Origin of the sequence: Desmonostoc muscorum LEGE 12446 (assembly GCF_015207005.2) — a bacterium.
Lineage (GTDB): Bacteria > Cyanobacteriota > Cyanobacteriia > Cyanobacteriales > Nostocaceae > Nostoc > Nostoc muscorum.
This window is the reverse complement of record NZ_JADEXS020000001.1, coordinates 5,257,951-5,283,172: the sequence shown is the minus strand read 5'-3', so window position 1 is coordinate 5,283,172 and position 25,222 is coordinate 5,257,951. Positions and strand designations below refer to the sequence as shown.

The 25,222-nt window shown below is 42.6% G+C and carries 14 protein-coding genes and 2 pseudogenes; 13 read left to right on the top strand and 3 right to left on the bottom strand.

The features are described from left to right. The first annotated feature begins 899 nt into the window (after positions 1–899). From IQ276_RS22515 to IQ276_RS40305, 4 genes and pseudogenes are all read left to right on the top strand, one after another. Positions 900–4,238 carry a response regulator gene (locus IQ276_RS22515; protein WP_235115882.1) on the top strand — a complete coding sequence of 1,113 codons (3,339 nt, stop codon included), beginning with the start codon at positions 900–902 and terminating at the stop codon, positions 4,236–4,238. Between the two features lie 12 nt (positions 4,239–4,250). Beyond that, the gene (locus tag IQ276_RS22510) at positions 4,251–5,321 is read left to right on the top strand and encodes a hybrid sensor histidine kinase/response regulator (protein ID WP_193923840.1); all 1,071 of its coding nucleotides are present in this window, start codon (positions 4,251–4,253) and stop codon (positions 5,319–5,321) included. Positions 5,322–5,358: 37 nt separating this feature from the next. Continuing rightward, positions 5,359–5,559: pseudogene (locus IQ276_RS22505) on the top strand (IS200/IS605 family transposase); the annotation flags it as partial. An 81-nt stretch (positions 5,560–5,640) separates the two neighbouring features. After that, positions 5,641–5,775, top strand: a complete 135-nt coding sequence (locus tag IQ276_RS40305) for a hypothetical protein (protein ID WP_255264347.1) — start codon at positions 5,641–5,643, stop codon at positions 5,773–5,775. Between the two features lie 166 nt (positions 5,776–5,941). Here IQ276_RS40305 and aroB read toward each other — a convergent pair whose 3' ends face one another. Then, positions 5,942–7,033: a 3-dehydroquinate synthase gene (gene aroB / locus IQ276_RS22500; RefSeq protein WP_193923838.1), complete on the bottom strand. Its 1,092-nt coding sequence runs from the start codon at positions 7,031–7,033 to the stop codon at positions 5,942–5,944. A 264-nt stretch (positions 7,034–7,297) separates the two neighbouring features. Here aroB and IQ276_RS22495 point away from each other — a divergent pair, with 264 nt between their 5' ends. The 3 genes from IQ276_RS22495 to petL all read left to right on the top strand — a co-directional run bounded on the left by IQ276_RS22495 (position 7,298) and on the right by petL (position 9,254). Continuing rightward, the gene (locus IQ276_RS22495; protein ID WP_193921649.1) at positions 7,298–7,579 is read left to right on the top strand and encodes a hypothetical protein; all 282 of its coding nucleotides are present in this window, start codon (positions 7,298–7,300) and stop codon (positions 7,577–7,579) included. 587 nt (positions 7,580–8,166) lie between these two features. Then, complete coding sequence (locus IQ276_RS22490) at positions 8,167–9,039, top strand: DUF4397 domain-containing protein (RefSeq protein WP_193921651.1); 873 nt, start codon at positions 8,167–8,169, stop codon at positions 9,037–9,039. Between the two features lie 119 nt (positions 9,040–9,158). Beyond that, positions 9,159–9,254 carry a cytochrome b6-f complex subunit PetL gene (gene petL / locus IQ276_RS22485; RefSeq protein ID WP_190884127.1) on the top strand — a complete coding sequence of 32 codons (96 nt, stop codon included), beginning with the start codon at positions 9,159–9,161 and terminating at the stop codon, positions 9,252–9,254. 113 nt (positions 9,255–9,367) lie between these two features. On the opposite strand, the gene bioB is transcribed toward petL, so the two are convergent. Then, a complete protein-coding gene (gene bioB / locus IQ276_RS22480) occupies positions 9,368–10,378 on the bottom strand; it encodes a biotin synthase BioB (RefSeq protein ID WP_193921653.1) in 1,011 nt (336 codons plus the stop codon). 281 nt (positions 10,379–10,659) lie between these two features. Here bioB and IQ276_RS22475 point away from each other — a divergent pair, with 281 nt between their 5' ends. From IQ276_RS22475 to IQ276_RS22445, 6 genes and pseudogenes are all read left to right on the top strand, one after another. Continuing rightward, positions 10,660–11,235: a GNAT family N-acetyltransferase gene (locus tag IQ276_RS22475; RefSeq protein WP_193921655.1), complete on the top strand. Its 576-nt coding sequence runs from the start codon at positions 10,660–10,662 to the stop codon at positions 11,233–11,235. Positions 11,236–11,321: 86 nt separating this feature from the next. After that, positions 11,322–12,779, top strand: a complete 1,458-nt coding sequence (locus tag IQ276_RS22470) for a protein adenylyltransferase SelO (protein WP_193921657.1) — start codon at positions 11,322–11,324, stop codon at positions 12,777–12,779. 879 nt (positions 12,780–13,658) lie between these two features. Next, positions 13,659–16,274, top strand: a pseudogene (locus IQ276_RS40620) (beta strand repeat-containing protein); the annotation flags it as partial. A 1,320-nt stretch (positions 16,275–17,594) separates the two neighbouring features. Beyond that, positions 17,595–19,727, top strand: coding sequence for a calcium-binding protein (locus IQ276_RS22455; RefSeq protein WP_193919355.1), 2,133 nt, complete (start codon positions 17,595–17,597; stop codon positions 19,725–19,727). A gap of 60 nt (positions 19,728–19,787) precedes the next feature. After that, complete coding sequence (locus IQ276_RS22450) at positions 19,788–21,008, top strand: calcium-binding protein (RefSeq protein WP_193919353.1); 1,221 nt, start codon at positions 19,788–19,790, stop codon at positions 21,006–21,008. A 764-nt stretch (positions 21,009–21,772) separates the two neighbouring features. Further along, positions 21,773–24,673: a beta strand repeat-containing protein gene (locus tag IQ276_RS22445; protein ID WP_235115881.1), complete on the top strand. Its 2,901-nt coding sequence runs from the start codon at positions 21,773–21,775 to the stop codon at positions 24,671–24,673. Between the two features lie 46 nt (positions 24,674–24,719). Here IQ276_RS22445 and IQ276_RS22440 read toward each other — a convergent pair whose 3' ends face one another. Further along, entirely contained in the window at positions 24,720–24,950 is a 231-nt protein-coding gene (locus tag IQ276_RS22440; protein ID WP_235115880.1) for an MPN domain-containing protein, read from the bottom strand. Positions 24,951–25,222 lie beyond the last annotated feature (272 nt).

Genomic DNA, 25,222 nt, shown 5'->3' with positions numbered 1-25,222 from the left:
TTAATGAGCATTATGTATTAAAGATTTGGAGTAATTTTGCAATTAATACCAATTTTCTGTAAACTTACACTGAATAATTCTTAACTTATGGCGATTTTCAGATGAATGAGGTACTCGGTGGAGACTCACAGATGTGCATTGGTGTCAACTTCAGATCAAACCTATGTCCCATAGACGTTCTACCTCAGCCCTAAATCCCGTCCCCGATGCCTTGGAGAGGTTTTGCTTCAGCAAAGCCGGGGTGAGGTGACTCGGTATTGATTGGTAAACTAATAATCATTCAAATTGCATCAGAGCGTCTCCCCTTCTGTGCGTAAGAGCGTCTTTCTGAGGCTAAGGATTATGCAACTTAAAGGCGGATTAGCTTAATTGAGTAAATTTGATCTGAGATTAAGTACATATTTATACAGAATTAGTATAAAAATAGCTAAACAATATTATATCTCCATATCACAAAATATAAATATTTTATTAAAACAAAATATTCACTGCGATCAGACCTATCTAAAATTCCCAAAAAGATATTTTTCAACTGATTTATTTGAAGCATATGGTTAATTTATTTAACAAATATTCTCGAATGCATTTTTGTTTGGAATAAGCTTATTATTGAGGGTTAAAATAAAAAAATAATTGAGTAAAAACACGAATTTTTCCGAATCATTTGTGAGTATTTACTTGTATTACTATTGTAAATTTTAAGTTAAAGAAGTCGGCAGTCGGAAGTACAGTTTTGTAACGGGGATTTAGAAAGAGCCACAAAAGTTGCGGCTCATTAGTTGCCGGGGACTTAAACCCGCCGAAGTTTGTTAACTTAGGTCATGCTATCAACATGAGAGCTATAGAGATTCAATTTGTTTAAATGCGTTTAAACGCGCAGCGTTCGTATTTTTAATACTATGAGTCATAGTTCCCCCCTCACCATCTTGCTGATTGATGATTGTGCTCAAGAGCGGATAGAAATTTGTCGCTGCTTGCAGCACCAGTTGCTCTATAGCTATCGCATTTTAGAGTTTGGCACCACGACGGAGGCCATGAAATGGTGTCAGCAAGAAATACCAGATGTGATTTTGCTGAATTTTTTGTTGCGTGATGGCAATGGGTTGAAGTTTCTTCAAGAATTTAGGAAAAAATTTAGCATTAACCAATGCGCTATTATCTTGCTCACCACAGAAGAAGATGAACTCATGGCCGCCCGTGCTTTGAAAAGTGGTGCCCAGGATTATTTGGTCAAAGACAAGCTGACGGCTGAAGTCTTGCAAGAATCAATTGATCGTGCAGTTGCACCAATTCATTTGAGGCGGCAGCTAGAACAAAGTCAAAAACAACAACAACAACTGATTGCCGCGATCGCCATTCAACAAGCAAATCTCTACGATCAGCTGCAACGCAAACAAGCAGAACTTGAACTCATCCATAACAGGGATTTACGAGAAGCAATTTTCAATGAATCTGCCGATGCCATCTTTCTGGTCGATCCTGAAACGCTGCTGACTCTAGATTGCAATCGCCAAGCGGTGGAACTGTTTGAGGCCGCTGACAAAGCTGAATTGATCAAAATTAATGGACAGACACTCCAGCATCGTCCATTCACTGCCCAGGAAACTGATGCCATCGTTGCCGAAATGCAAGCCAAAGGTGTCTGGAGTCGGGAAATTGAATATGTGACTCTTCGGGGGAAAATTTTCTGGGGAAACATTGCAGCTAAAACCATTACTGTAGCTGGACGCACCATGAATTTAGTACGCCTGACTGATATTAGCGATCGCAAACAAGCTCAAGAGGCACTGGCGAAATATGCCCATGAAGTCGAAGATTTATACAATAATGCTCCGTGTGGCTACCATTCCCTAGACAGCGAAGGCCGATTTATCAACGTCAACGAAACAGAACTGCAATGGTTGGGCTATAAACGTGAGGAAATGATTGGCAAACCATTGGTGAATTTTTTCACCGAAGCCAGTTCCTTAGCCTTCCTACTAAATTATACCAGCTTACAAAAACGGGGCTGGGTCAAAGATTTGGAGTATGAGATGGTCTGTAAAGACGGCACAGTTTTGCCAGTGCTGATGAGTGCCACTGCCGTCAAAGATGCAGATGGCAGGTATCTATACAACCGCGCCACCCTATTTGATATTAGCGATCGCAAACAGACCGAGCAAAAACTCGAAGAATCGCGCAAAATGCTACAAGCAGTACTGGATACATTTCCCCAACGTGTCTTCTGGAAAGACCGCCAGTCACGCTTTCTCGGCTGCAACCCGGCATTTGCCCGCGATTCTCAAATAGATCCCAATGCCATCATCGGTAAGACCGACTTTGAGCTACCTTGGGCAAAGTGGGCACACCTTTACTGTGCAGATGATGCCACGGTCATGAATACCAGAACCCCGAAACTAGGCTACGAGGAGCCATTAGAAGGGCCTAATGGCGAGGAACTCTGGGTGCGAACAAATAAAGTACCTTTGACCAATAGCACAGGCGACGTGATTGGCATACTGGTATCTCACGAAGACATTACAGATCGCAAACAAGCCGAAGCCCAACTGCGGCAAACAAATGAGCAACTAGCTCACGCCAACGTCGAACTAGCTCGCGCCACTCGCCTCAAAGACGAATTCCTCGCCAACATGAGCCATGAACTGCGAACTCCGCTGAATGCGATTTTGGGCATGTCAGAAGGTTTCATAGAAGGCGTATTCGGTTCGATTAATCAACGGCAAGCAAAAGCGATCGCCACCATTGAGCGCAGTGGCAGGCATCTCCTAGAACTCATCAACGACATCCTAGACTTGTCTAAAATCGAATCAGGCAAACTGGAATTACAACTGGGTGAAGTTCCAGTTAAAACCCTGTGTGACGCCAGCCTCGCCTTCGTCAAACACATGGCACTGAAAAAGAATATTCGCCTAAGTACTCACATCGCTAGCAACCTCAGCACCATTCAGGTGGACGATCGCCGTTTACGTCAAGTACTCATCAACCTACTCAGCAACGCCATCAAATTTACACCAGAACAAGGTTCTGTCTCCCTAAAAGTTTGGCTGGAGGAGGCAGAGGGGCAGGGGGCAGAGGGGCAGGGGGCAGGGGAAGTAAATTCTCCCCCATCCCCCCCCATCCCCCCCATCCCCCATCCCCCTCATCCCCCTCATCTCCCCCATCTCCCCCATCCCTCGTCTGTCTCTCTGTCACTGATACTCGGTATCGGTATTGCTCCTGAGGACATTGGCAAGTTGTTTGAGCCTTTTATCCAGCTTGACAGTAGCTTGAATCGTCAGTACAGTGGCACCGGTTTAGGACTAGCACTAGTAAAGCGGATTGCTGTTCTGCATGGAGGAACGGTTTCGGTTAGCAGCGAAGTTGGAGTGGGTAGTTGTTTTACATTACGTATTCCCTACCTTACCAACGATGGTGTTGCAACAACCCCAGTAAAAACTCCATTGCCCAGTTATCAGTTCTCTGCTAAAAATGCTCAGGTTTTAGTGATTGAAGACTCAGTTCCGGCGTCTGACCAAATTACTCGCTACCTCAGCGAAATGAAAATGCAACCTGTTGTCTATCCAAAGGGTGAAGGAGCTGTAAATGAAGTCCTACGCCTTGAGCCTGCTTTGATTGTCCTGGATCTGCAATTGCCTGACCTATCGGGTTGGGATGTACTTGCTCAACTCAAGACAAACCCACAAACTAAAGAAATTCCCATCATCATCACTTCGGTAGTCGATGAACATACCAAAGGATTTGCCCAGGGAGCTTCTGAATATCTGGTTAAACCAATTACTCGCGCTCAGTTTCAGGCAACTTTAGAAAAACTCCAACATCCTAACTGTCCTGACTCTGGTGCTGTGATTCTAGAGTCGTCACCAACTCTTGAATCTCCTGTAATTTTACTGGCAGAAGACAATCAGGCAAACATTGATACAATGTCTGGCTATCTTGAAACTAGAGGATATCGTTTAATTCTGGCAAACAATGGACAACAAGCCGTTGAACTTACTGCAACTCAACACCCCAACTTAATTGTTATGGACATTCAAATGCCGGAAATGGATGGACTAGAAGCGATACGCCATATCCGTGACGATCGCCAATTCGCTCATGTCCCAATTATCGCCCTCACAGCCCTAGCCATGCCTGGCGATCGCGAAACTTGTTTAGCAGCTGGAGCTAATGAATATTTGACCAAACCGATAAAACTTAAACAGCTTGCTGTAACAATTGAACAACTTTTAGGAAAATAGGGGAAATTCTTGATGGACACTCAACCCTCTATTTTAGTAATTGATGATGAACCAGATAATTTTGACGTTATTGAAACATTACTAGATGGGCAAGGATATCAATTACATTATGCTCCTAGTGGTCAACAAGCCCTTACTCGTCTCAATAGTTTTCAGCCCGATGTAATTTTGCTGGATGTGATGATGCCCGATTTAGATGGTTTAGAAGTATGTCGGCGCATCAAAGCTGATCTGCAATGGCAAACAGTTCCCATTGTCATGGTGACGGCATTAACTGCTAAAGAAGATCTGGCTCGGTGTTTAGGCGCCGGCGCAGATGATTTCATTAGTAAGCCCATCAATAGTTTAGAGTTACGAGCTAGGGTAAATTCTATGTTGCGGATTAAGCAACAGTACGATAACCTGCAAGCTTTACTCCAACTCCGAGAAGATGTGGTCAACATGATCGTCCATGATTTGCGAAATCCTCTTGCGAGTATTGTCCTATCAACTGAAATTCTCCGATTTCCCGGCTTAACTTTTCAGAAGCAGCAGCAGAAGATTAAACAAATTGCGATCGCTAGTCAACAGTTGCAATCGTTAATTAATAGTTTGCTAATCATGGCAAAATTAGAATCCGGCAAAATGGTTCTCAACTATACAGAAGTAGACCTTTATGCGCTGTGTATTTCAGCCTTGGCGGATGTTGAAGCGATCGCAGCCCAAAAAAATCTCACTCTCATCAGTGAATTACCCAAACCCGGCGGCATGGTGAAAGTAGATGCAGCTATATTTCGCCGAGTTTTAGATAATTTGCTCTCCAATGCCATTAAGTTTTCACCATCCAACTCTCAAGTAATCTTGCGGGCAGAACATTTAGCAACAGGAGGTACGAAAGTGCAAGTTGCTGATTCTGGTTCGGGAATTCCTGAAAACTTGCGGCAAAGCATTTTTGATAAGTATGAGATTGGAACTCTTAATTCAGAAGTTTCCCAAATCGGATTAGGGTTGGCTTTCTGCAAAATGGCGATCGATGCACATCATGGTAGCATTACTGCTGAAGATAACTATCCGAAGGGTACTAAGTTTACAGTCTTGCTTTAAATCGGGCACAAATATTACGTTTTTTAATACTTTTTTATTTATTAATGCACCCACTCATGAATCACCAGCAGACATTGCTAGATGGGTTAAAGGTAGGGCATCCCATCATCTAAGAAAAGAATTTCCAGAACTTAAAAAACTACCCGCTTTGTGGACACCGACCTATTTTGTAGCGTCAACTGGTCAGGTTAGCACTGAGGTACTTAAAAAGTATATTGAAAACCAACGTGGAAAATAAGGAAACACGGGGATAAATCCCCTTGAGTCGGGTTTCATCACCCTCGCTAAAGCGTAGGGGTTCTCACCCTCCCACTATGCTTTGATAGATACGGCATTAAATTTTCAACCACTAACCCAAGCCCAAATGGTTGAGCAAAGCCAATCTGCTTTAGAAATGTACCGTCGCACAGTCTCGGAAGTGGCATATGAGCCAATACGGTTCACTCAAGGCTAAAAGTTTTGTTTTACGAACCGCAGAGGCGCAGAGAACACAGAGAAAAGAAAGAGTAGAAATGCTTAACTGAACTGTGTTGGCATATGAGCGTGTGGCTAAACTACCCACACTGATTCTGAGTAGCGAATATGGTGCGGGCTTTTAGTAGTCCTCAAGTGTCTTTTGGTCAAATTCCCCGCAAAACTTGCCGAATAATATCTGATGGCACCTCATCAGTAATTGTCACTACACCAATTTGTGTTGGCAAGATAAACCGCACTTTCCCAGCTTTGACTTTTTTATCTAACTGCAACGCTTCAATAATTGCTTCAATATCCACCCCAGCTGGTAACTGAGTCGGTAAACCTGTTTTTTGAATTAAAGCATTTTGGCGTTCCGTGTCTTCCTTTTGCCACATACCCAGTTCCACAGCAATTTGCCCAGCCGCTACCATACCGATCGCCACTGCTTCACCGTGATTGACTAAACGATAACCAGTCAAACTTTCCACCGCATGACCGATGGTATGTCCATAGTTGAGAATCGCCCTTAATCCACCTTCTTTTTCATCTTTGCTAACAACATCAGCTTTAGCTTGACAAGAACGTAGTAATATGCTGTCTATCAATTCAGGTTTAACATAGCGGAGTTGGTCGAGACGTTTACTTGCTTCCAACTGGGCAAACAATTCGGCATCCCAAATCACACCGTATTTGATAACTTCTGCCATCCCCGCCCGAAACTCGCGCATGGGAAGAGTTTTCAACACTTCTGGGTCAATCAAAACCAAGCGTGGTTGATGGAATGCCCCAATTAAGTTTTTACCGTGGGGATGATTGACACCAGTTTTGCCACCAATTGCCGAATCTACCATTGCCAACAGAGAGGTAGGCACTTGCACAACATTAATTCCCCGCAGCCAGGTTGCGGCGGCAAAACCTGTCATATCACCAATTACACCTCCCCCCAAAGCCACCATAGTAGAAGAACGTTCTAGACGGTTTTCCAAGGCGACATCATAGAGTTTTTGGATGGAGTTGAGGGTTTTGTAGCGTTCCCCAGGTGGTAGGGTGCAGCTAGCAACTTCAAATCCAGCAGATGTCAGCGATGCAATGGCTCTTTCGCCAAAATGCTTAAAAATCGTCGGATTAGAAACCAGTAGTACCTTCTTGCCTAGCTTCAGACTGGCCATGTGTTGACCGAGTTGATCTAAACTCGAAGGTGCGATCGCAATCTCATAAGATTGCTCTGGTAAATTCACATTAATTATAGAAGTCATTGCCCAACCCCAAACAAGCGCCCGTGGGCTGTATTCTATCGCAATCTGGGGAATGGGGATAGGGCATGGGGCATGGGGCATGGGGCATGGGGTATGGGATCGGATTCCTATATCAGAAAGATTCTTAGTATTTCCAGCAGAATTATTTGAGCGAGTATTCAAAGATTTATTGCCTCAGTTACAACTTAATTGGCAACAGCGGCTGAGGCGACCACTCTGTGAAAGTGTTAAATTTGCACTTGTTAATTTTGAACGAATTTGGATTTGGATGAGTCAACATTAAAACCTTTGTTTCGCAAGCTAAAAAGCCTGGAAGATTTGAAGGTAGGTCAGTTGCTAGGAGAGATTTGTACAGTTATTGATTTAGCGAATCGTTTACCTGTTGAGGCTTGGTTTCACACTAACCCCGCCGCATCAGAGACTAATTTTGAAGCTCTACTTGACAAAAGTGCAATCACCTTAACTTCTCACCGATGCCCAGGCAGAACCTCCTGTAGAAGCTACAACCCTGATTCTTTCGTTAAAAAGTTATTTTACATTGCCTAAAAGAATATAAATTAGGCAATGTTTAACAGTTGCTAGAAGGCTTGCTAGTCATAGAGCAAAACAAATTATTATCATTAATAATATCAATTGTCTGTACCAGATTAACTATGTTAAGATATATTAAAGAACAAATAAATTTTTTGTAATTATTAACGAATAGTAGCTGTAAAGGAGGCAGGAAGAGCAATGTAAAATAAATTAGGAATATAAAAAATAAGAAAAAATCAAAACCAAATTACTCTTTTAGTAAAGATGCACAAGCATTTTTATTAGGCAATTATCAGAGCTATTTTGGGCGATTTGAACAGATTGATAGACTTGGATACTCTTCACACTCTTGACATAAATACTATGGTTATTTAGTACAGAATTTAGTGTGTTTTTACCACACTATTTACTCAATAACCAAGAGTATCTAATGCTTGGGAAAACAACAGAAAAAATAACCTGTTTTCTCAAATTAAATATCTACCATTGCAATATCTATAGCCCCATACATAAAAAATCTTTGCGATGACTATCGCATCATTTTTTATGCAAAAAAAAGCTTGCTCATTTGTTATTTTGTCTCAGGATAGGAGGAAGATATGTTTCTAACAAGACGATTATTCTTAGGTGCTTTGACATTATCTTTAATTAGTTTGACTAGTTATCCATACAAAGGTTTAGCCTATTCTCAACTATCTACAGAGCCTTCACAAAAATTGTCCACTGGAAGCCTAAGCCTACTAGATTCTCTTCTCAACCCTTATAAATGCCCTACCAAATTAAGAGTTATTAACGCTGCGGTTGCTACTGCATCACCAGTTGATGTGATTGTCAACGGTGACAAAGTTTTGGAGAATGTAGATTTTCGTCAAGCTAGTAAATATGTAAATGTAACACCAGGAAATATTCATGTACGTTTTGTGCAATCTGGTACTTACAGTACAATTGCTCAAAGAACTTTTACAGGAGCGCCTAATAGTGCTTATACAGTAGCGATCACAGGAACACTACAAGGTCCCTCAGGTCAACCATTATTTAATCAATCACCCTTTGTGATTCCAGAGGATTTAACACAGCCTAATCCAGGTAAATTTAAAGGACGTTGGTATCGCTTTTCGGAAACTAGCGCTGTTATAGATTTCCGTATTAGCAAATCCTCTAGCCCAAATGTGGATGAAACTCGCATCACAGACCTGACACCCAAAACTGCTATTCCTTACCCAGAACTTACGGCTGGTACATATAACTTCAATCCAGTTCTACCTGACCAATTTGACCCATTGATCAATAATGCCTTCAACCCACCAATCACAGTAGAAGTTGCGAATCAACAAGTCCCGCCCGGAGTCATTTTTGATGTAATTGCTACAGGTAATGGCTTAGGCCAAGCACCTAACTCACTGCTACTCACAACTGCCTCAACACAAACAGCGCCTCCTAATGCTAATGGGTGTTATCAGATTGTGCAGTAAGCAATATCAACTTAGTGAGGCATTTTTAGCCAACCCAATGCCCAATACCCAATACCCAATGCCCAATATCCAACATCTAATGATTCAATAGATTTAGGAAGTATTGTGGAGAAAAATAAATGTTTGCAATTGTAGCTTACATCGGGTTCTTGGGTTTATTCTTTGCTATAGCTCTTGGTCTGTTTTTTGGTCTACGCACTGCCAAGATAATTTAATCAAGACCAAATTACAGCAAATTGCAGCTTGGTGAGGTACAGATAATTGTAGGGGCACAACATGTTGTGCCCCTACAAATGTAATTTATTTACCTGAAAAATGCTGTGAGTACTTATCCCACCACAGCAGGGCTTGTTAATTTCTCCTGTCTTTGGGAAGGTGGACGCATTCCCAAACCGAGTAAATTCAGCATTTCTCGATCGCTATCATAATCTGGACAGGGAGTTGTCACCGTCAACATTTTGTTGTCGTCGCTGGAAAAGATAGAATTAGCTCCTGCCATAAAGCAAAAAGCTTGTTCAACTTGAGAAAGTCTAGCCCTACCAGCACTAAGGCGCACATCGGAAGCTGGCATTAAAATTCTGGCTGTGGCAATCATTCGCACAACATCCCAAATGGGGACATCAGGCTGATTTTCTAAGGGTGTGCCTGGTACTTGGGAGAGAATATTAATTGGTACGGACTCTGGATGAGGATGTAAGTTTGCTAAAGTTTGCAACATGCCAATGCGGTCATCCACAGTTTCGCCCAAACCAAGAATACCGCCAGAACATACAGTCACATTTGTTTGACGGACATTCTCAATTGTGTTCAAGCGATCGCCATATGTCCTTGTGGTAATAATTGTGCTGTAATATTCTGGGGATGTATCTAAGTTATGGTTATAGGCGTAAAGTCCAGCATCTTCCAATCGCTTGGCTTGATTTGGTGTCAACATTCCCAGAGTGCAGCATACTTCCAAGCCCATTGCCGTCACATCCTTGACCATTTCCAGGACTTCCTCAAATTGTGAGTTGTCCCGCACTTCGCGCCAAGCAGCACCCATGCAGATGCGGCTAACACCAGTTTCTTTAGCTTTTTGAGCAATGTTAACTACCGTTTCCTTTTCGAGAAGTGCTTGCGCCTTTACCTCTGTTTTATAGCGCGAAGATTGGGCACAGTAGCTACAATCTTCTGGACAACCTCCGGTTTTAATAGATATGAGCTTACAAACTTGGATTTTTGTTGGGTCATGATATTGGCGATGCACGCTAGCGGCTTGATAAATAAGCTCTAGCAAAGGCGTGTTGTATATCGCCCGAATCTCTAATTCCTGCCAATCGTAGCGTATTCCCACCGTCACTATCCTTCTTGTAGACTAGGTTTATCAAGGCTGTCTTTTGGTTGAATTTCCTCTGGTACAGCGTTTGGGCAAAGGGATTTTATTGAAGTTCTTAATCACCCATTAGCTCTCAATCCTTGCGCCTAGATATGTTAGACATCAGCTTATCAAGATTTTGGTTGAATGGCAGATTCAGAGCAAAAATACTTACTGTATTTGTTGAAGGGAGTGGGGAGATGAGGGGGACGCTCTTACGCCAGAACACGGAGAAAAACAAATGACTAATGACAAATGAGTAGTGTATGAAATTAGAACTGCCGTTAATTAAAAGCGATCGCCTGTTGTTGCGATCGGCAATTCAAGACGATATACCTCAAGTTATCAAATATTTTGATGATAACAAAAATTATCTTACCCCATTTTACCCTCTTTGGGCTGATGGTTTTTTTACTCAAGAATATTGGCAGTATCAAATAGAGAACAATTTTCTGGAATTTATCAATGGCCAGTCCTTAAAGCTATTTATTTTTACTAAAAAAAATCCAACTGTAATTATTGGGACTATCAATTTTAGTAATTTTGTTCGAGGTGCTGCTCATTTTTGCTATGTGGGATATAGCCTTGCCGAAACAAAGCAAGGCAAAGGATATATGACAGAAGGGTTAAAAGTAGCAATTCAATATCTCTTTCAAGAGTTAAATTTTCACCGTGTCATGGCTAATTATATGCCTCACAATCGCCGCAGTGGCAATGTCCTCAAAAGACTCGGTTTTGTCATTGAAGGATATGCTAGAGACTATTTATTAATTAATGGACAATGGGAAGATCATATTTTGACGAGTCTGACCAATCCTAATTGGCAAGCACCAAAATCTTAAAATAATTCGTAATTGAGAATATGTCGATGCTGATGGTGAAGCCAGAGGTAGTATTAAGGGAAAGAATGAATTAAGTTTTGCTCGTAATGACTCTGGCCCAAACTCCAAACTCCAAAAATTCTAGCAATCCTTTTCTCTCCCTGAACTACGAAAGCGCCTTGGAATCTCTAGGCGATGACTACTACGACGAGGTTGCGGCAGAAGAATTTCCCCAACACATCTTGCGTTGGCGTCACGATGCACTGTTACCGCGCTTAGGTCTTGACCCCCAAGTAGTTAAAGATGAAGATTTCATCACAGCTTTTGGCAAATTTGAGGGGCGCAAACCACTTTTGGCAATGCGTTACCACGGCTATCAATTTGGTGAATATAACCCACTCTTGGGTGATGGCAGAGGCTTTCTCTACGGGCAAGTACGCACTACTGATGGCCAATTATACGATTTTGGCACTAAAGGTTCTGGCAGAACGCCTTACTCTCGTGGTGGCGACGGTTTGCTGACGCTTAAAGGTGGAGTGCGGGAAGTTCTGGCTGCGGAAGCACTGCACCACCTGGGTGTACGTACCTCGCGCTGTCTCAGCATGATTGAAACAGGCTTATCCTTGTGGCGGGGGGATGAACCTTCACCTACTCGTTCATCTGTAATGGTCAGGATGAGCAATTCTCATATTCGCTTTGGCACTTTTGAGCGTCTGCATTATTTACAACGTCCAGATTTAACTCAGAAGCTGTTAGACCACGTAATTAAGGAATATTATCAAGACTTGGACGCCCAAGAAGATAAATATGCCTTGTTTTACGCCGAATTAGTTAAAAGAGTTGCAGAATTAGCAGCCCAGTGGATGGCTGCTGGTTTTTGTCATGCAGTTCTCAATACTGACAATATGTCAATTACAGGAGAGAGTTTTGATTATGGTCCTTATGCGTTTATTGCTAACTATAACCCATACTTTATAGCTGCATATTTCGACTATTATGGACGCTATTGTTACATTCATCAACCAAGCGTTTGCCAGTTGAATCTAGAAATGCTCCAGGAACCTTTAAAGGCGATTATTGATAAAGACGACTTGAAGTCTGGAATAGCAAAATTTGATGAATATTATCAAGCAGAATACAGTTCTTTAATGTTGAAAAAGTTGGGTTTTGTAGAGTTGCCAAATCCACAGGCAAAAGAACTCTTGAATTTAACGATTGAATTTTTGACCAATAGCAAAGTTGGTTATCACGAATTTTTTTATGAGATGGCTCGCACCTTTTCATCTAAATGGCGAGATGAACCAGGTTTCGTAATGAATACTTCAGATATTGTACCAGTACCGGGAGCATCAGGAATTTTTGATGATTGGTGCATACTATACCATAAAATCTTGAATGATTTAGATGGCGATCGCCTAAATACAATCGCCCAAACTTTAGCTTTTCATAATCCGAAAACAGCATTGTTAAGACCTGTGATTGAATCTATTTGGGAACCAATCGTTCAAGAAGATAATTGGCAACCTTTTTATGATTTAGTGCAGCAAATCCAATCTCGACAATAGTCAAATCACTGTTATTTTCTTGATAGCTACAGAGTGATTGAGATTCAATCTGCTGTCTCGGTACAATTAATAATCTCATCAGAGACGTTGCAATACAACGTCTCTACAAACAATCCTCAACTGAATTGTATAGATAAATTAAGACAATCAATGGGATAAATCGCGTCTCTTGTACAGTTGAACCCCTTGAGCCTTTTCATCGTCCAAATTTTTCTATGAGCGATCGCATCCATCGCATATTGCCGATTTTTACTTACTAGCGTGCGTAATTTTTCGTAAAAATATACTATTTGAGTAATATAGCACATTGTAAGTAGCAAATATTACGAAAAGTATGCAAAAATTTTTATTTAAATAATAGACATCTAAGTAAATATTCGGTATTTAGTTATTATCGGGTTATTTAAATCTTTCCTATTTTCAGGCTAGACGTGACTTACATCAAAGTCTCCCCTCCCGAAGAGCGGGGAGGGGCTGGGGGTGGGGTGTTAGGGGACTTTTGCAAGAGACTTCATGAGTTGCACTCACAAGGAAAGAATGAAAATATCTCTTTCCCAGTCCCCAATCCCCAGTCCCCAGTCCCTATTTTTAAGGCAGGTCTAATGATTTCAATCAGCCTGAAACTAATTGTTTTTGTGAATCCACAACCTGAGACATTTGACAGTGCTTAAGACTTAGATAGTCGTCAATAACTTGGATGAGTAATCCTTACAAGGCAATGAAAGGGGAAATTTTCAAAGAAAAATTGTTAACCCTCAAAGGTGAATAAAGTATGCGGAAAGTGTTGTCTCTGGGCGAATTTTCCTGCCCTCAAACAGCACTAACTCGATTATTGACAACTGAAATTCCTGCAAAAATCGATTCAATCAGGTAAAAGTTATGACTAATATCATTGGAACCAACGGTAACGATACCCTACTGGGTACTAACAGCGCGAATAAGATTAATGGTTTAACGGGGAACGATACCATCACAGCCAAACAGGGTAACGACAGCTTAACTGGCGGTGGTGGCAAGGACATATTTGTTTACAACCGAGGTGACGGCACAGATACCATCACTGATTTTGGTGGAGTAGGTAAAGGCACAAAGCCAACAGCAGCAGTCACTACCGAAGTCGATACCATCAAATTCCTTGGGGAAGGCTTGACTGCCCGAAATCTGCTACTCACCCAGAATGGCACAAGTTTGGAAATCACTTTTGAAGGGGTGGCTGATACAAAAGTCATCCTGGAAAACTTTGCCCTGGAAAACCTCGATAACCTCACCAAATCCACTGGAGCCACTGTAGACTCGGGCAATATTCTGTTTGATGGGCAAACTAGCATCACCGACAGATTTGATGTCTTCGATGCCAACTCCACCCAAAGCACTATCTTTAGAAAAAATACAGTCACCTTCCTCAATGACCTATCGAATAATATTAGCGGCTTTGACAACTCAGATGATGTGATTAATGGTCAGGGGGGTGATGACATTATTGACGGCAAAAGTGGTAACGACTTGCTGCGGGGTGGTGCGGGCAATGATACTCTCATTGGTAGTGCGGGCAATAATCTACTCTCTGGGGACGATGGGAATGATTCTCTGACAGCCTCTGGCTATGGCTATTGGTACTCCAGCAGCGGAATAAGCTACGACGATTTCTCCTTAGGCAATAATACCCTCAACGGTGGTGCAGGTGATGATACCTTGAGTGCTAGCGCTTCAAAAGGTAATAACCTTTTAGATGGGGGGAATGGCAATGATCGTCTAGATATCTCTGGCTCTGATTCGGCATTCGAGGGCTACGACTCCTACTCCACATATAACTCTTACTCATCTGGCAATAACACTCTCAACGGTGGTGCTGGCGATGATACCTTGAAGGCTAGCGGATCAGCAGGTAATAACCTCCTCTTTGGAGGCGATGGCAATGATTATCTAGACATCTCTGGCTTTTTTGACAGAGCTTATTTCGACTACTACAGTGACTCTACCTCATATGGCGATAACCTCTTAGATGGAGGCGATGGCAATGATACTCTGAGTGCCTCTGGCGCGTTGGGTGATAATACCCTCAACGGTGGAAATGGCGATGATATCCTCTATGGAGGTGGTCCTGGCAATGGTTACATTGTAGGATATGGTGATAGTAATAACATGGTAGATGGGGGTGACGGTGACGATTTGCTGTACTTCGATTTTGCCTATGTGGGAGCGGGGATCACTTCGAGTTTTAATGGCACTACTAACATTATAGAAATCACGACAGATACGCCTCGGCTTACCTACAAGAATATCGAACGATTGAATATCTCAGGTACAGGCTACAATGACAACATTGTGGGGACTGATGGCAACGATACACTCTCTGGGGGCAGTAGTGGTAATGATACGATAGACGGGGGTAAGGGTGAAGATTTTTTGACCGTCGATTTCGCCAGATCCTACGGTACCACAGGAATTACTTCGACTTTTAATGCCACTACTAATATTGGCTCAATTACCAATGGCACGAGACTAATTAGCTACAAAAATATCGAACGATTAAATATCATAGGGACAAAGTACGATGATTTGATTCTCGGCAGCAATGGCAACGATACGCTCTCCATTGGAAATGGTGGCAACGATACAATAGATGGCGGTACTGGTAACGATTTGTTGACCGTTGATATCAGTCCCTTTAATACCACGGAAATTACTTCGACTTTCAATGCTACTACTAACATTGGCTCAATTGCAGTGGGGACGAGACTGGTTAGCTACAAAAATATCGAAGGATTAAATATCACAGGGACAAACTACGATGATTTGATTGTCGGAACCAATGGCAATGATACGCTCTCCACTGGAAATGCTGGCAATGATACAATAGATGGCGGTATCGGTGACGATTTGTTGACCGTCGTCGATTACACTATCAGTTCCAATGGTATCACGGGAATAACTTCGACTTTCAATGCTACTACTAAGATTGGCTCAATTACCAGTGGCACGAGACTGATTAGCTATAAAAATATCGAACAATTAAATATCTCAGGTACATACTACAATGATTCCATTGTGGGGAGCAATGGTAATGATACCCTCAGTGGAGCAAGTGGTACTGATACCCTCAGAGGTGGTAATGGCAATGATAACCTCTATGGTGGTGATGGTAACGATCGCCTTTATGGAGGAGGTGGTACTGATACCTTTGCTTTCAATAGTTTCAATGAAGGTATAGATACTATTTATAACTTCAACCCAACTAATGAACTGATTCGGGTGTCGCCTGGCTACTATAATTTTGGTGGTGGCTTATCAGTGGGTGTACTTTCAGCTAGTCAGTTTACCATTGGAGCATCTGCAACCACGAGCGCTCAAAGATTCATTTATAACTCGACTACAGGTGCATTGTTCTTTGACCAAGATGGCAGTGCAAGTGGCTTCAATCAGGTACAATTTGCTTTACTTACTGCTGGATTGTCATTAACCAACAACAATTTTGTGGTTGGTTACAACTATTAGAGTCCCATCACTGGACGGCAGAGGACAAGAATAAATTTTGAGAATGCGAGGTGTTGAAAATGACATCTCGCATTTAATTGTTTAATACAGTCAGTTCTACAAACCAAGGCTGACGCATTCCCAAGATACCTGAAAAATGCTGATGATTTTGAATGAGCGATCGCGGCAACTATTCTTTGCTAAATCTCATCATGTCTGCATTTGTGATTTTAGTCACGTCTACCCTTTTTCATTTGATTAGAGTATATTGCTACATACTCACTCGGCGGCAATCCTAGTGTAGGCGTTGCTCAATCCAAGCATGGCTGCGATCGCCAAAGACATATGTATCTTTTTACCGCTCTTTCGGGCATCTCAGAAGTTTCCATAGTTAGAAGTCTCTCTTCGACAAGCTCTGCAAACGCTTCGTACTTCGGTGTAGCTGCTGCATTCTGCAAGTCATTAACTATGAATTATCAAAATGTCAATACTACACAAAGAAAAGTACTGATATATACACACGATTGTCAACTAATGTAAAGAATATGCAAAGATATGTCTTTACGGATAGACATGCAAGTAAATATTCGGTATTTACTTATTATGGTGTTATTTAAATGTTGTTCCCTATTTTTTTAGTTACAACCCCACGGGCAATAGCCTATAGCCAGGGTATGAAAATGCCTTTTACTATCCCCTGTAAATTGTTCTCTATTTTCAAGATAGTAGGACTGAGGCATAGACAAAAAACTAAATATGAAGTGTGAATTTGGGGCATTTAAGCTTGATTTTTCAACGCTTTTTCAGCCATGCCTGGGTTTGTTAACTCCTGGGTCAGTGGCCAAACGTGATTGAAAAAACCTGAAACTCTGTGTTTCCCCTAGTACACACCCTCAAAAATATGTAGAGTGCCTAAGGCTTAAATAGTCCTAGATAATTAAGTGCTACGTAGACACTGGTCAACAGGGCGAATGTTTGGCAAAAATTGCTAACCCTCAAGGGTGAGATAAAAGCGTGTCAAAAGGTTTAACTTTCGGCGAGTTCTGTGTGCCCTAAAACATCACTAATAGCAAGTTAAGAATTTAACTGGTCGCAACGATAGCCCAGCTAAGCCGAGTCTTCTCCCAAGGCGAAACACGACCCATAGCTTGCTTAATAGTAGGGGGTACGACCGTCGGAGTCAGCCACCATATTAAAGTCTGGTGGCTGTTGGTACACCACGCTCCTGTCCCTGAGTACTGGGGACTAAGGATTAGGGACTGGAAATTAAGGAAGAGTTTTCCTAATGTCCAATTGATTTTACTTACGCTACTGAAAAATTGATTAAGGAAGGTAAAAGTTATGGCAAATATCATTGGAAGCAACGATGACGATACCCTGCTTGGCACTAACAGCGCAGATACAATTAACGGTAAAATAGGCGACGACAGTCTGACTGGTGGCGGCGGTAAGGATATATTTGTTTACAATTTGGGCGACGGTACTGATAAAATCACTGATTTTGGTGGAGTAGGTAAAGGCACAAATCCCACAGCAGCAGTCATTGCAGAAGTCGATACCATCCAATTCGTTGGGGAAGGCTTGACTGCCCAAAATTTGTTGCTCACCCAGAATATTAATAATCTGGAAATCACCTTTGAAGGGGTGCCCAGTGCCAAAGTCATCCTGGAAAACTTCAAATTAGAAGACTTGGATAACCTGAAAGCTTTTGGTACAAGGCCAGCCATTGGCAATATCTTGTTTGATGGACAGACTAGTATTATTGACAGTTTTAATGTCCTGAATGCCAACTCTACTGATACCAGCATTGGCACCAAAAACACGGTGACTTTCCTTAATGACCTTGCTAACAACATTACGGGTTTAGACGACTCAAATGATGTCGTGAATGCTCAGGGGGGTAATGACAAAATCGACGGCTTAAGTGGTGACGACTTGCTGCGTGGTGGTACAGGCAATGATACTCTTATTGGTGGTGTAGGGAATGATACCCTCGTTGGTGGTACTGGCAATGACTCCCTCGTGGGTGGTACGGGCAACGATCTGCTGCAAGGTGATGCAGGAAATGATACTCTTGTTGCTGGTGGGGGCAATGACACCCTTAATGGTGGTAGTGGTAGCGATCGCTTGAATATTGACTCTTCAGGTGGCAATCATCTGCTCAATGGTGGCGATGGCAATGATACTCTCTCCGTTGTAGGCGACTACTACGACCCTGCGGTGTCTGGTAATAACACCCTCAAAGGTGGCGCTGGTGACGATTTTTTGAATGCTGACTATTCAACAGGTGATAACCTCCTCGATGGTGGCGATGGCAATGATTTTCTCTCTGTTTCAGCTAGCTACTACGACCCTCTAGTGTTTGGTAATAACACCCTCAAAGGTGGTGCTGGTGACGATACTTTACGTGCCTTCTATTCAGGCGGTGATAACCTCCTCTATGGTGGCAATGGCAATGATGATCTCTCCGTCAACCTTGCTAGTGGTAATAATACCCTCAAGGGAGGCGCTGGTAACGATACTTTGCGTGCTGACATTTCAACAGGCGATAACCTCCTCGATGGAAGCTATGGCAATGATTATCTCACTGCATCTGACTTCGAGGGCTACAGGTTTGATAACACCTCTGGCAAAAACACCCTCAACGGCGGCTCTGGTGACGATACCTTGAATGTTAACTATTCAAGAGGCGCTAACCTATTGGATGGAGGTGATGGCAATGATTTTCTCTCTGGTTCTAGCTACGGCTACGGCTTCGGAGGATCGTATTACAGCACCACTGGCAATAATACCCTCAACGGTGGCACTGGTAATGATACCTTGAATGTTGACTATTCAGCAGGTAATAACCTACTCGATGGTGGCGATAGCAATGATTATCTGACCGCTTCTGGCTACTCTTATGACGAATATTACCAAGTCTATCGTCGGGCGTCTGGTAATAACACCCTCAATGGTGGCGCTGGTGCTGATACCTTGAATATTGACTTTTCAAAAGGTAATAACACACTCAATGGTGGCGATGGCAATGATTATCTGTCTGCCTCTGGGGCATTAGGTAATAATATTCTTAATGGTGGCAATGGAAATGACACCATTTATGGAGGAGATGGCAATGATATCCTCACAGGTGGTAATGGTAATGATGCTCTTTATGGCAAAGATGGTACTGATACCTTTGCTTTCAGTAGTTTCAATGAAAAACTTGATACTATTTATGACTTCACTGCTAGTGAACTGATTCAGGTATCGGCTGCTGGTTTTGGTGGCGGCTTATCAACAGGTGTACTACAAGCTAGTCAGTTTGCTATTGGAACATCTGCAACCACCAGTACTGAGAGATTTATCTATGACTCAACTACGGGTGCATTGTTCTTTGACCAAGATGGCAGTGCAGAGTCATTTACTAAGGTACAATTTGCACAACTGTCTGCTGGATTATCACTAACAAACAACAATTTTGTGGTTGTTTAAGCGTAATTAGAGTTCCATCACTTAGCAGCACAGGACAAGAATAAATTTTGAGAATCCGAGGTGTTTCCAATAGCGCCTCGGATTTTATTGACTTTCCTCAACGACCTCAACAACAATGTTAGTGGCTTTGACAATTCAAATGATGTCATCAATGGTCAGGGAGGTGATGACATTCTTCAAGGCTTCAGTGGCAATGACATTTTGAGGGGTGGTGCAGGCAATAATACCCTTAATGGTGGTGTTGGCGATGATACTCTCAATGGTGGCACTGGCAATAACACCCTCAATGGTGGGAGTGGCAATGATTCGTTGAATTTATACTCCCTATCTACCTTTGTGACTCAAACAGTAGATGGCTCAACAGGTAACGACACCTTGTCTGTCAGTTATGCCAGTGCTACCACGGGAATTACTTCGACTTTCAATCCTACTACTAACATTGGAGAAATTTCTACGACTCTGGGCACAACAGTACTTAGCTACGAAAATATTGAACAATTAAATATCACAGGTACATCCTACGATGATTATCTTGTGGGAACCAATGGTAATGATACGCTCCGCTCAAGCAATGGTAACGATACAATAGATGGCGGCGCTGGTCAAGATTTCATTAGCGGTTCAGGCGATAGCCTGCTTTTTGGGGGCGATGGTAATGATTCTCTGATAGCTTCTTATATCTATGGCGATAGCACCCTCAACGGTGGTGTTGGTAACGATTCTTTGAATGTTGGCTCTTCCTCAGGCAATAATCTATTAGATGGGGGCGATGGTAACGATACATTGAATGTTGGCTCTTCCTCAGGCAATAATCTATTAGATGGGGGCGATGGTAATGATTCCCTGATAGCCTCTGGCGCCTCAGGTAATAACACCCTCAAAGGTGGCAATGGTGATGATACCCTCAGAGGTGGCTATGTCGATGCTATCCTCATTGGTGGCAAGGGTAATGATAGGCTCTTTGGGGAAGGTGGTACTGATACCTTTGTTTTCAGTAGTTTCGATGAAGGTCTTGATCTGATACGTGACTTCAGTACTGGTGAACTAATTCAGGTATCGGCTGCTGGTTTTGGTGGCGGTTTATCAGCAGGTGTCCTAGAAGGTAGTCAGTTTACGCTTGGAGAATCTGCAACCACTAGCACTCAGCGATTTATTTATAACTCCACTACAGGTGCATTGTTCTTTGACCAGGATGGTAGTGCAGGGGCATTTACTCAGGTACAATTTGCCGGATTATCTGCTGGGTTGTCAATAACGAACAACAATTTTGTGGTTGTTTAATCGTTATTAGAGCTCCATCACTTAGCCGCAGAGACAAGAATAAATTTTGAAAATGCGGGGTGTTGAAAATAGCACCTCGCATTTGATTGCTTAGTACAGTTAACTTAACAAAGCAAGGCTTACGCATTCTCAGGATATGGTAGTATGCTCTCTGTGCAAGTGAAAAATGCTGATGATGTTGGCTAAGCGATCGCCTGCTTGTTATTGCCCTCGTAACATCACTTCTGCTGGGGATATAGCAAATAATTTGTTCAGAATATCAAATATATACAAATCTCAGTAGTCAACATATACATCTGTCAGCAAATATGAAGAGTATGCAAAGATTTTGCTGAAAAGATAGACATCTAAGTAAATATTCGGTAATTATTTATTGTCAGGATATTTAGATGTTTCCTATTTTTCAGCTAGAAAGTTGGGGCGATGCCGAAGGCGGCAAGCTACGCCCACAACCAGTGCATAAAAATTCATTCTTTTATGCCAAATCAGCTGTTCCCTATTTTCGCTAGTAAGACTTATGCATTGACAAACCAACTCAATTTTGTATAGAGCTTAAGACTTAGATAGTACTCAATACTGGGATCAGTAATCCTTGGAAGCTGTTTAACAGAGTGAATCTTGGGCAAAAGTTGATCACTCTCAAAGGCAAATCAAATCTGCCGAAAGCTTCAACTTTTGGCAAATCATTTGTATCCCCAAACAGCACTAACTCGATTATTGACAACTGAAGTTACTCCAAAAATCGATTCAATCAGGAAAAAGTTATGGCAAATATCATTGGAACCACAGGTAACGATACCCTACAGGGCAGTACTTACCATTACTATGACACCCTAACTGGTGGCGGTGGCAAAGATATATTTATTTACAATCAAGCTTATGGCGTAGATATAATCACTGATTTCGGTGGAGTCGGTAAAAACGCAAATCCCTCAGCACCAGTTATGGCCGAAGTCGATACTATCAAATTCGTTGGGGAAGGCTTGACTGCGCGAAATCTGGTACTCACCCAGAATGGCACAAACTTAGAAATCACCTTTGGAAGGATAAATACTCAAGTCATCCTGAAAAACTTTGCCTTGGAAAATCTAGATAACCTCAGCAAATCTACTGGAGCGAGTGTAGACTCAGGCAATATTATATTTGATGGGCAAACTACCATCACAGACAGCTTTGATGTTTTCAATGCCAATTCAACCCAAAGCACTATCTTTAACAAAAACACAGTTACCTTCCTCAATGACCTGAATAATAATGTCAACGGCTTTGACGACTCAGATGATGTGATCAATGGTCAGGGGGGTAATGACATCATCGACGGCAAGAGTGGTAACGACTTGCTGCGGGGTGGTGCGGGCAATGATACTCTCATTGGTGGTGCAGGCAACGATACTCTCGGTGGTAGGGGTACGGGCTATGATTTCGGGGATAACCTCTGGGATGGGGGCGATGGCGATGATTCTCTCTCCATCTATGGCTCCATCTATGGCTTATATGGCAAAAACACCCTCAACGGTGGCGCTGGTGACGATACCTTGTTTGCTGAAAATTCAACAGGAGGAGATCAGCTGCTTGATGGCGGCGATGGCAATGATTCTCTCTCCATTACTATCGACGGACCTTTCAGCCCCGGAGATCCCTCGTCTGACAAAAACACCCTCAACGGTGGTGCTGGTGATGATTACTTGAGTACTACTGGTTTATCAAGCGATAACCTGCTGTCTGGTGGGGATGGCGATGATACCCTCACAGGTGGCAATGGTAAGGATATCCTTATAGGTGGCGGTGGTCACGACAAATTTGTTTACAAAGGCTTACCCAACTACGGCAATACGATCGCCGATTTTGGTGGAGTAGGTAAAGGAACAAACCCCACAGCAGCAGTTATTGCCGAAGTGGATACTCTGATATTCCAAGGTGGTGGGTTAACTGCCAAAAATTTGCTCCTCACGCAGAATGGCACAAGTTTGTCAATCAGCTTTCAAGGGTATTATCGGGGTAACAGACTCATCCTGGAAAACTTTGCGCTGGAAAACCTAGATAACCTGAGCAAACCCACTGGAGCCACTGTAGACTTGGGCAATATTATATTTGATGGGGAAACTAGCATCACCGACAGCTTTGATGTCTTCAATGCCAACTCCACTCAAAACACTGTTTTTAGAAAAAACACAGTCACCTTCCTCAACGACCTAGACAACAATGTTAGTGGCTTTGACAATTCAAATGATGTCATCAATGGTCAGGGAGGTGATGACATTATTAATGGCTTAAGTGGCAATGATATATTGAGGGGTGGTGCGGGCAATAATCTGCTTAATGGAGGCGATGGCAATGATACTCTCTTCGCCTCTGGCAACAAGTTCTACAACGACTACTACCGAGAAGGCTACGATGATCGTTCTTTAGGCAATAATACTCTCAACGGTGGTGCAGGTGCTGATACCTTGAGTGCTAGCGGTTCATTAGGCGATAACCTCTTAGATGGAGGAGATGGCAATGATTCTCTCTCCATCTCTGGCAGCGAGGACAACGATGGCTATAACGGAAACCGCGACAATGATCGTTCTTTAGGCAATAATACCCTCAACGGTGGTGCAGGTGCTGATACCTTGAGTGCTAGCGGTTCATTAGGCGATAACCTCTTGGATGGGGGCGATGGCAATGATTCTCTCTCCATCTCTGGGAGGGGATATGGTGCCGACTACAGATCCTATAACAATATCTCAGATGGTGATAACACCCTCAATGGTGGTGCAGGTGATGATACCTTGAATGCTAGTGGCTCTGAGGGTGATAACCTCTTGGATGGGGGCCATGGCAATGATTCTCTGAGTGCCTCTGGCTATTTTGGTGGAGGTGGCGACCAGTACACCAGCATTTTGTCCTGGGGGAATAACACCCTCAATGGTGGTGCAGGTGATGATACCTTAAATGCTAGTGGTTCAAGAGGTGATAACCTGCTTTTTGGAGGCGATGGCAATGATTCTCTCTCCATCTCTGGGAGTATAACTCGTTACAATTACGGTTCGAGTGAGGATATCTCCTCCGGGAATAACACCCTCAATGGTGGTGCAGGTGATGATACCTTGAGTGCTAGTGGTTCAAGAGGTGATAACCTGCTTTTTGGAGGCGATGGCAATGATTCTCTCTCCATCTCTGGCTATTTTGTTGATTTAAGTGGCGACTCCTACTCCAACTCTATCTCCAAAGGTAATAACCTCCTAGATGGAGGCGATGGCAATGATACTCTGAGTGCCTCTGGCGCCACTGGTAATAATACCCTCAACGGTGGTAATGGCGATGATATCCTCACAGGTGGCAACGGTAATGATAGCCTCACAGGTGGCGGTGGTGCTGATACATTTGTTTTCGATAGTTTCAATCAAGGGCTTGATACTATTTATGACTTCAGCGCTACTGATGAAGTGATTCAGGTGTCGGCTACTGGTTTTGCTGGCGGATTATCAGCAGGTGTACTTTCAACAAGTCAGTTTACCATCGGAACATCTGCAAGCACTAGTACCGAGCGATTTATTTATAACTCCACTACAGGTGCATTGTTCTTTGACCAAGATGGCAATGCAGGCGCTTTTACTCAGGTACAATTTGCTGTCTTTACTGCTGGTTTGTCATTAACCAACAACAATTTTGTGGTTGTTTAAGGCTAATTAGAGTTCCATCACACAGCAGTAAGCAAGATCATAAAGCTTAAAAATGCGAGGTGTTTCCAATAGCCCCTCGCATTTTATTGCTTAGTACAGTGAATTTAATAAACCCAGGCGATCGCATTTGAGCCGATATGGTAGTATGCTCTCGGTGGAAGTGAAAAATGCCGATGATGTTGGGTAAGCGATCGCCTGCTTGTTTTTGCCCTCGTAACATCACTTCTGCTGGGGATATAGCAAATAATTTGACTATCAAAATATAAAGAATACACAAAGTTCAGTACTCATAGATACATTTAAGCGCAAATAATATGAAGAGTATGCAAAGATATTTCTGAAAAGATGGACATCTCAGTAAATATTGGGTATCTAGTTATTATCATGTTATTTCAATGTTTCCTATTTTCCAGGTAGATATTCAACGGCGATGCCGAAGGCGGCAAGCTACGCTGACAACCAGTGCATAGATACACCACTTCCCGGTGTTATGAGGTACGTTCTCAGTCCTGAAAGGATACAGGAGATAGCGGGCAGTGGGGAAAAAAC

What these genes read in the sequence shown, in the direction of transcription:
- IQ276_RS22515 (WP_235115882.1), top strand. Translation starts at nt 900, where the DNA reads ATGAGTCATAGTTCCCCCCTCACCATCTTGCTGATTGATGATTGTGCT.
- IQ276_RS22510 (WP_193923840.1), top strand. Translation starts at nt 4,251, where the DNA reads ATGGACACTCAACCCTCTATTTTAGTAATTGATGATGAACCAGATAAT.
- aroB (WP_193923838.1), bottom strand. Translation starts at nt 7,033, where the DNA reads ATGACTTCTATAATTAATGTGAATTTACCAGAGCAATCTTATGAGATT.
- IQ276_RS22490 (WP_193921651.1), top strand. Translation starts at nt 8,167, where the DNA reads ATGTTTCTAACAAGACGATTATTCTTAGGTGCTTTGACATTATCTTTA.
- petL (WP_190884127.1), top strand. Translation starts at nt 9,159, where the DNA reads ATGTTTGCAATTGTAGCTTACATCGGGTTCTTGGGTTTATTCTTTGCT.
- IQ276_RS22475 (WP_193921655.1), top strand. Translation starts at nt 10,660, where the DNA reads ATGAAATTAGAACTGCCGTTAATTAAAAGCGATCGCCTGTTGTTGCGA.
- IQ276_RS22470 (WP_193921657.1), top strand. Translation starts at nt 11,322, where the DNA reads ATGACTCTGGCCCAAACTCCAAACTCCAAAAATTCTAGCAATCCTTTT.
- IQ276_RS22455 (WP_193919355.1), top strand. Translation starts at nt 17,595, where the DNA reads ATGGCAAATATCATTGGAAGCAACGATGACGATACCCTGCTTGGCACT.
- IQ276_RS22445 (WP_235115881.1), top strand. Translation starts at nt 21,773, where the DNA reads ATGGCAAATATCATTGGAACCACAGGTAACGATACCCTACAGGGCAGT.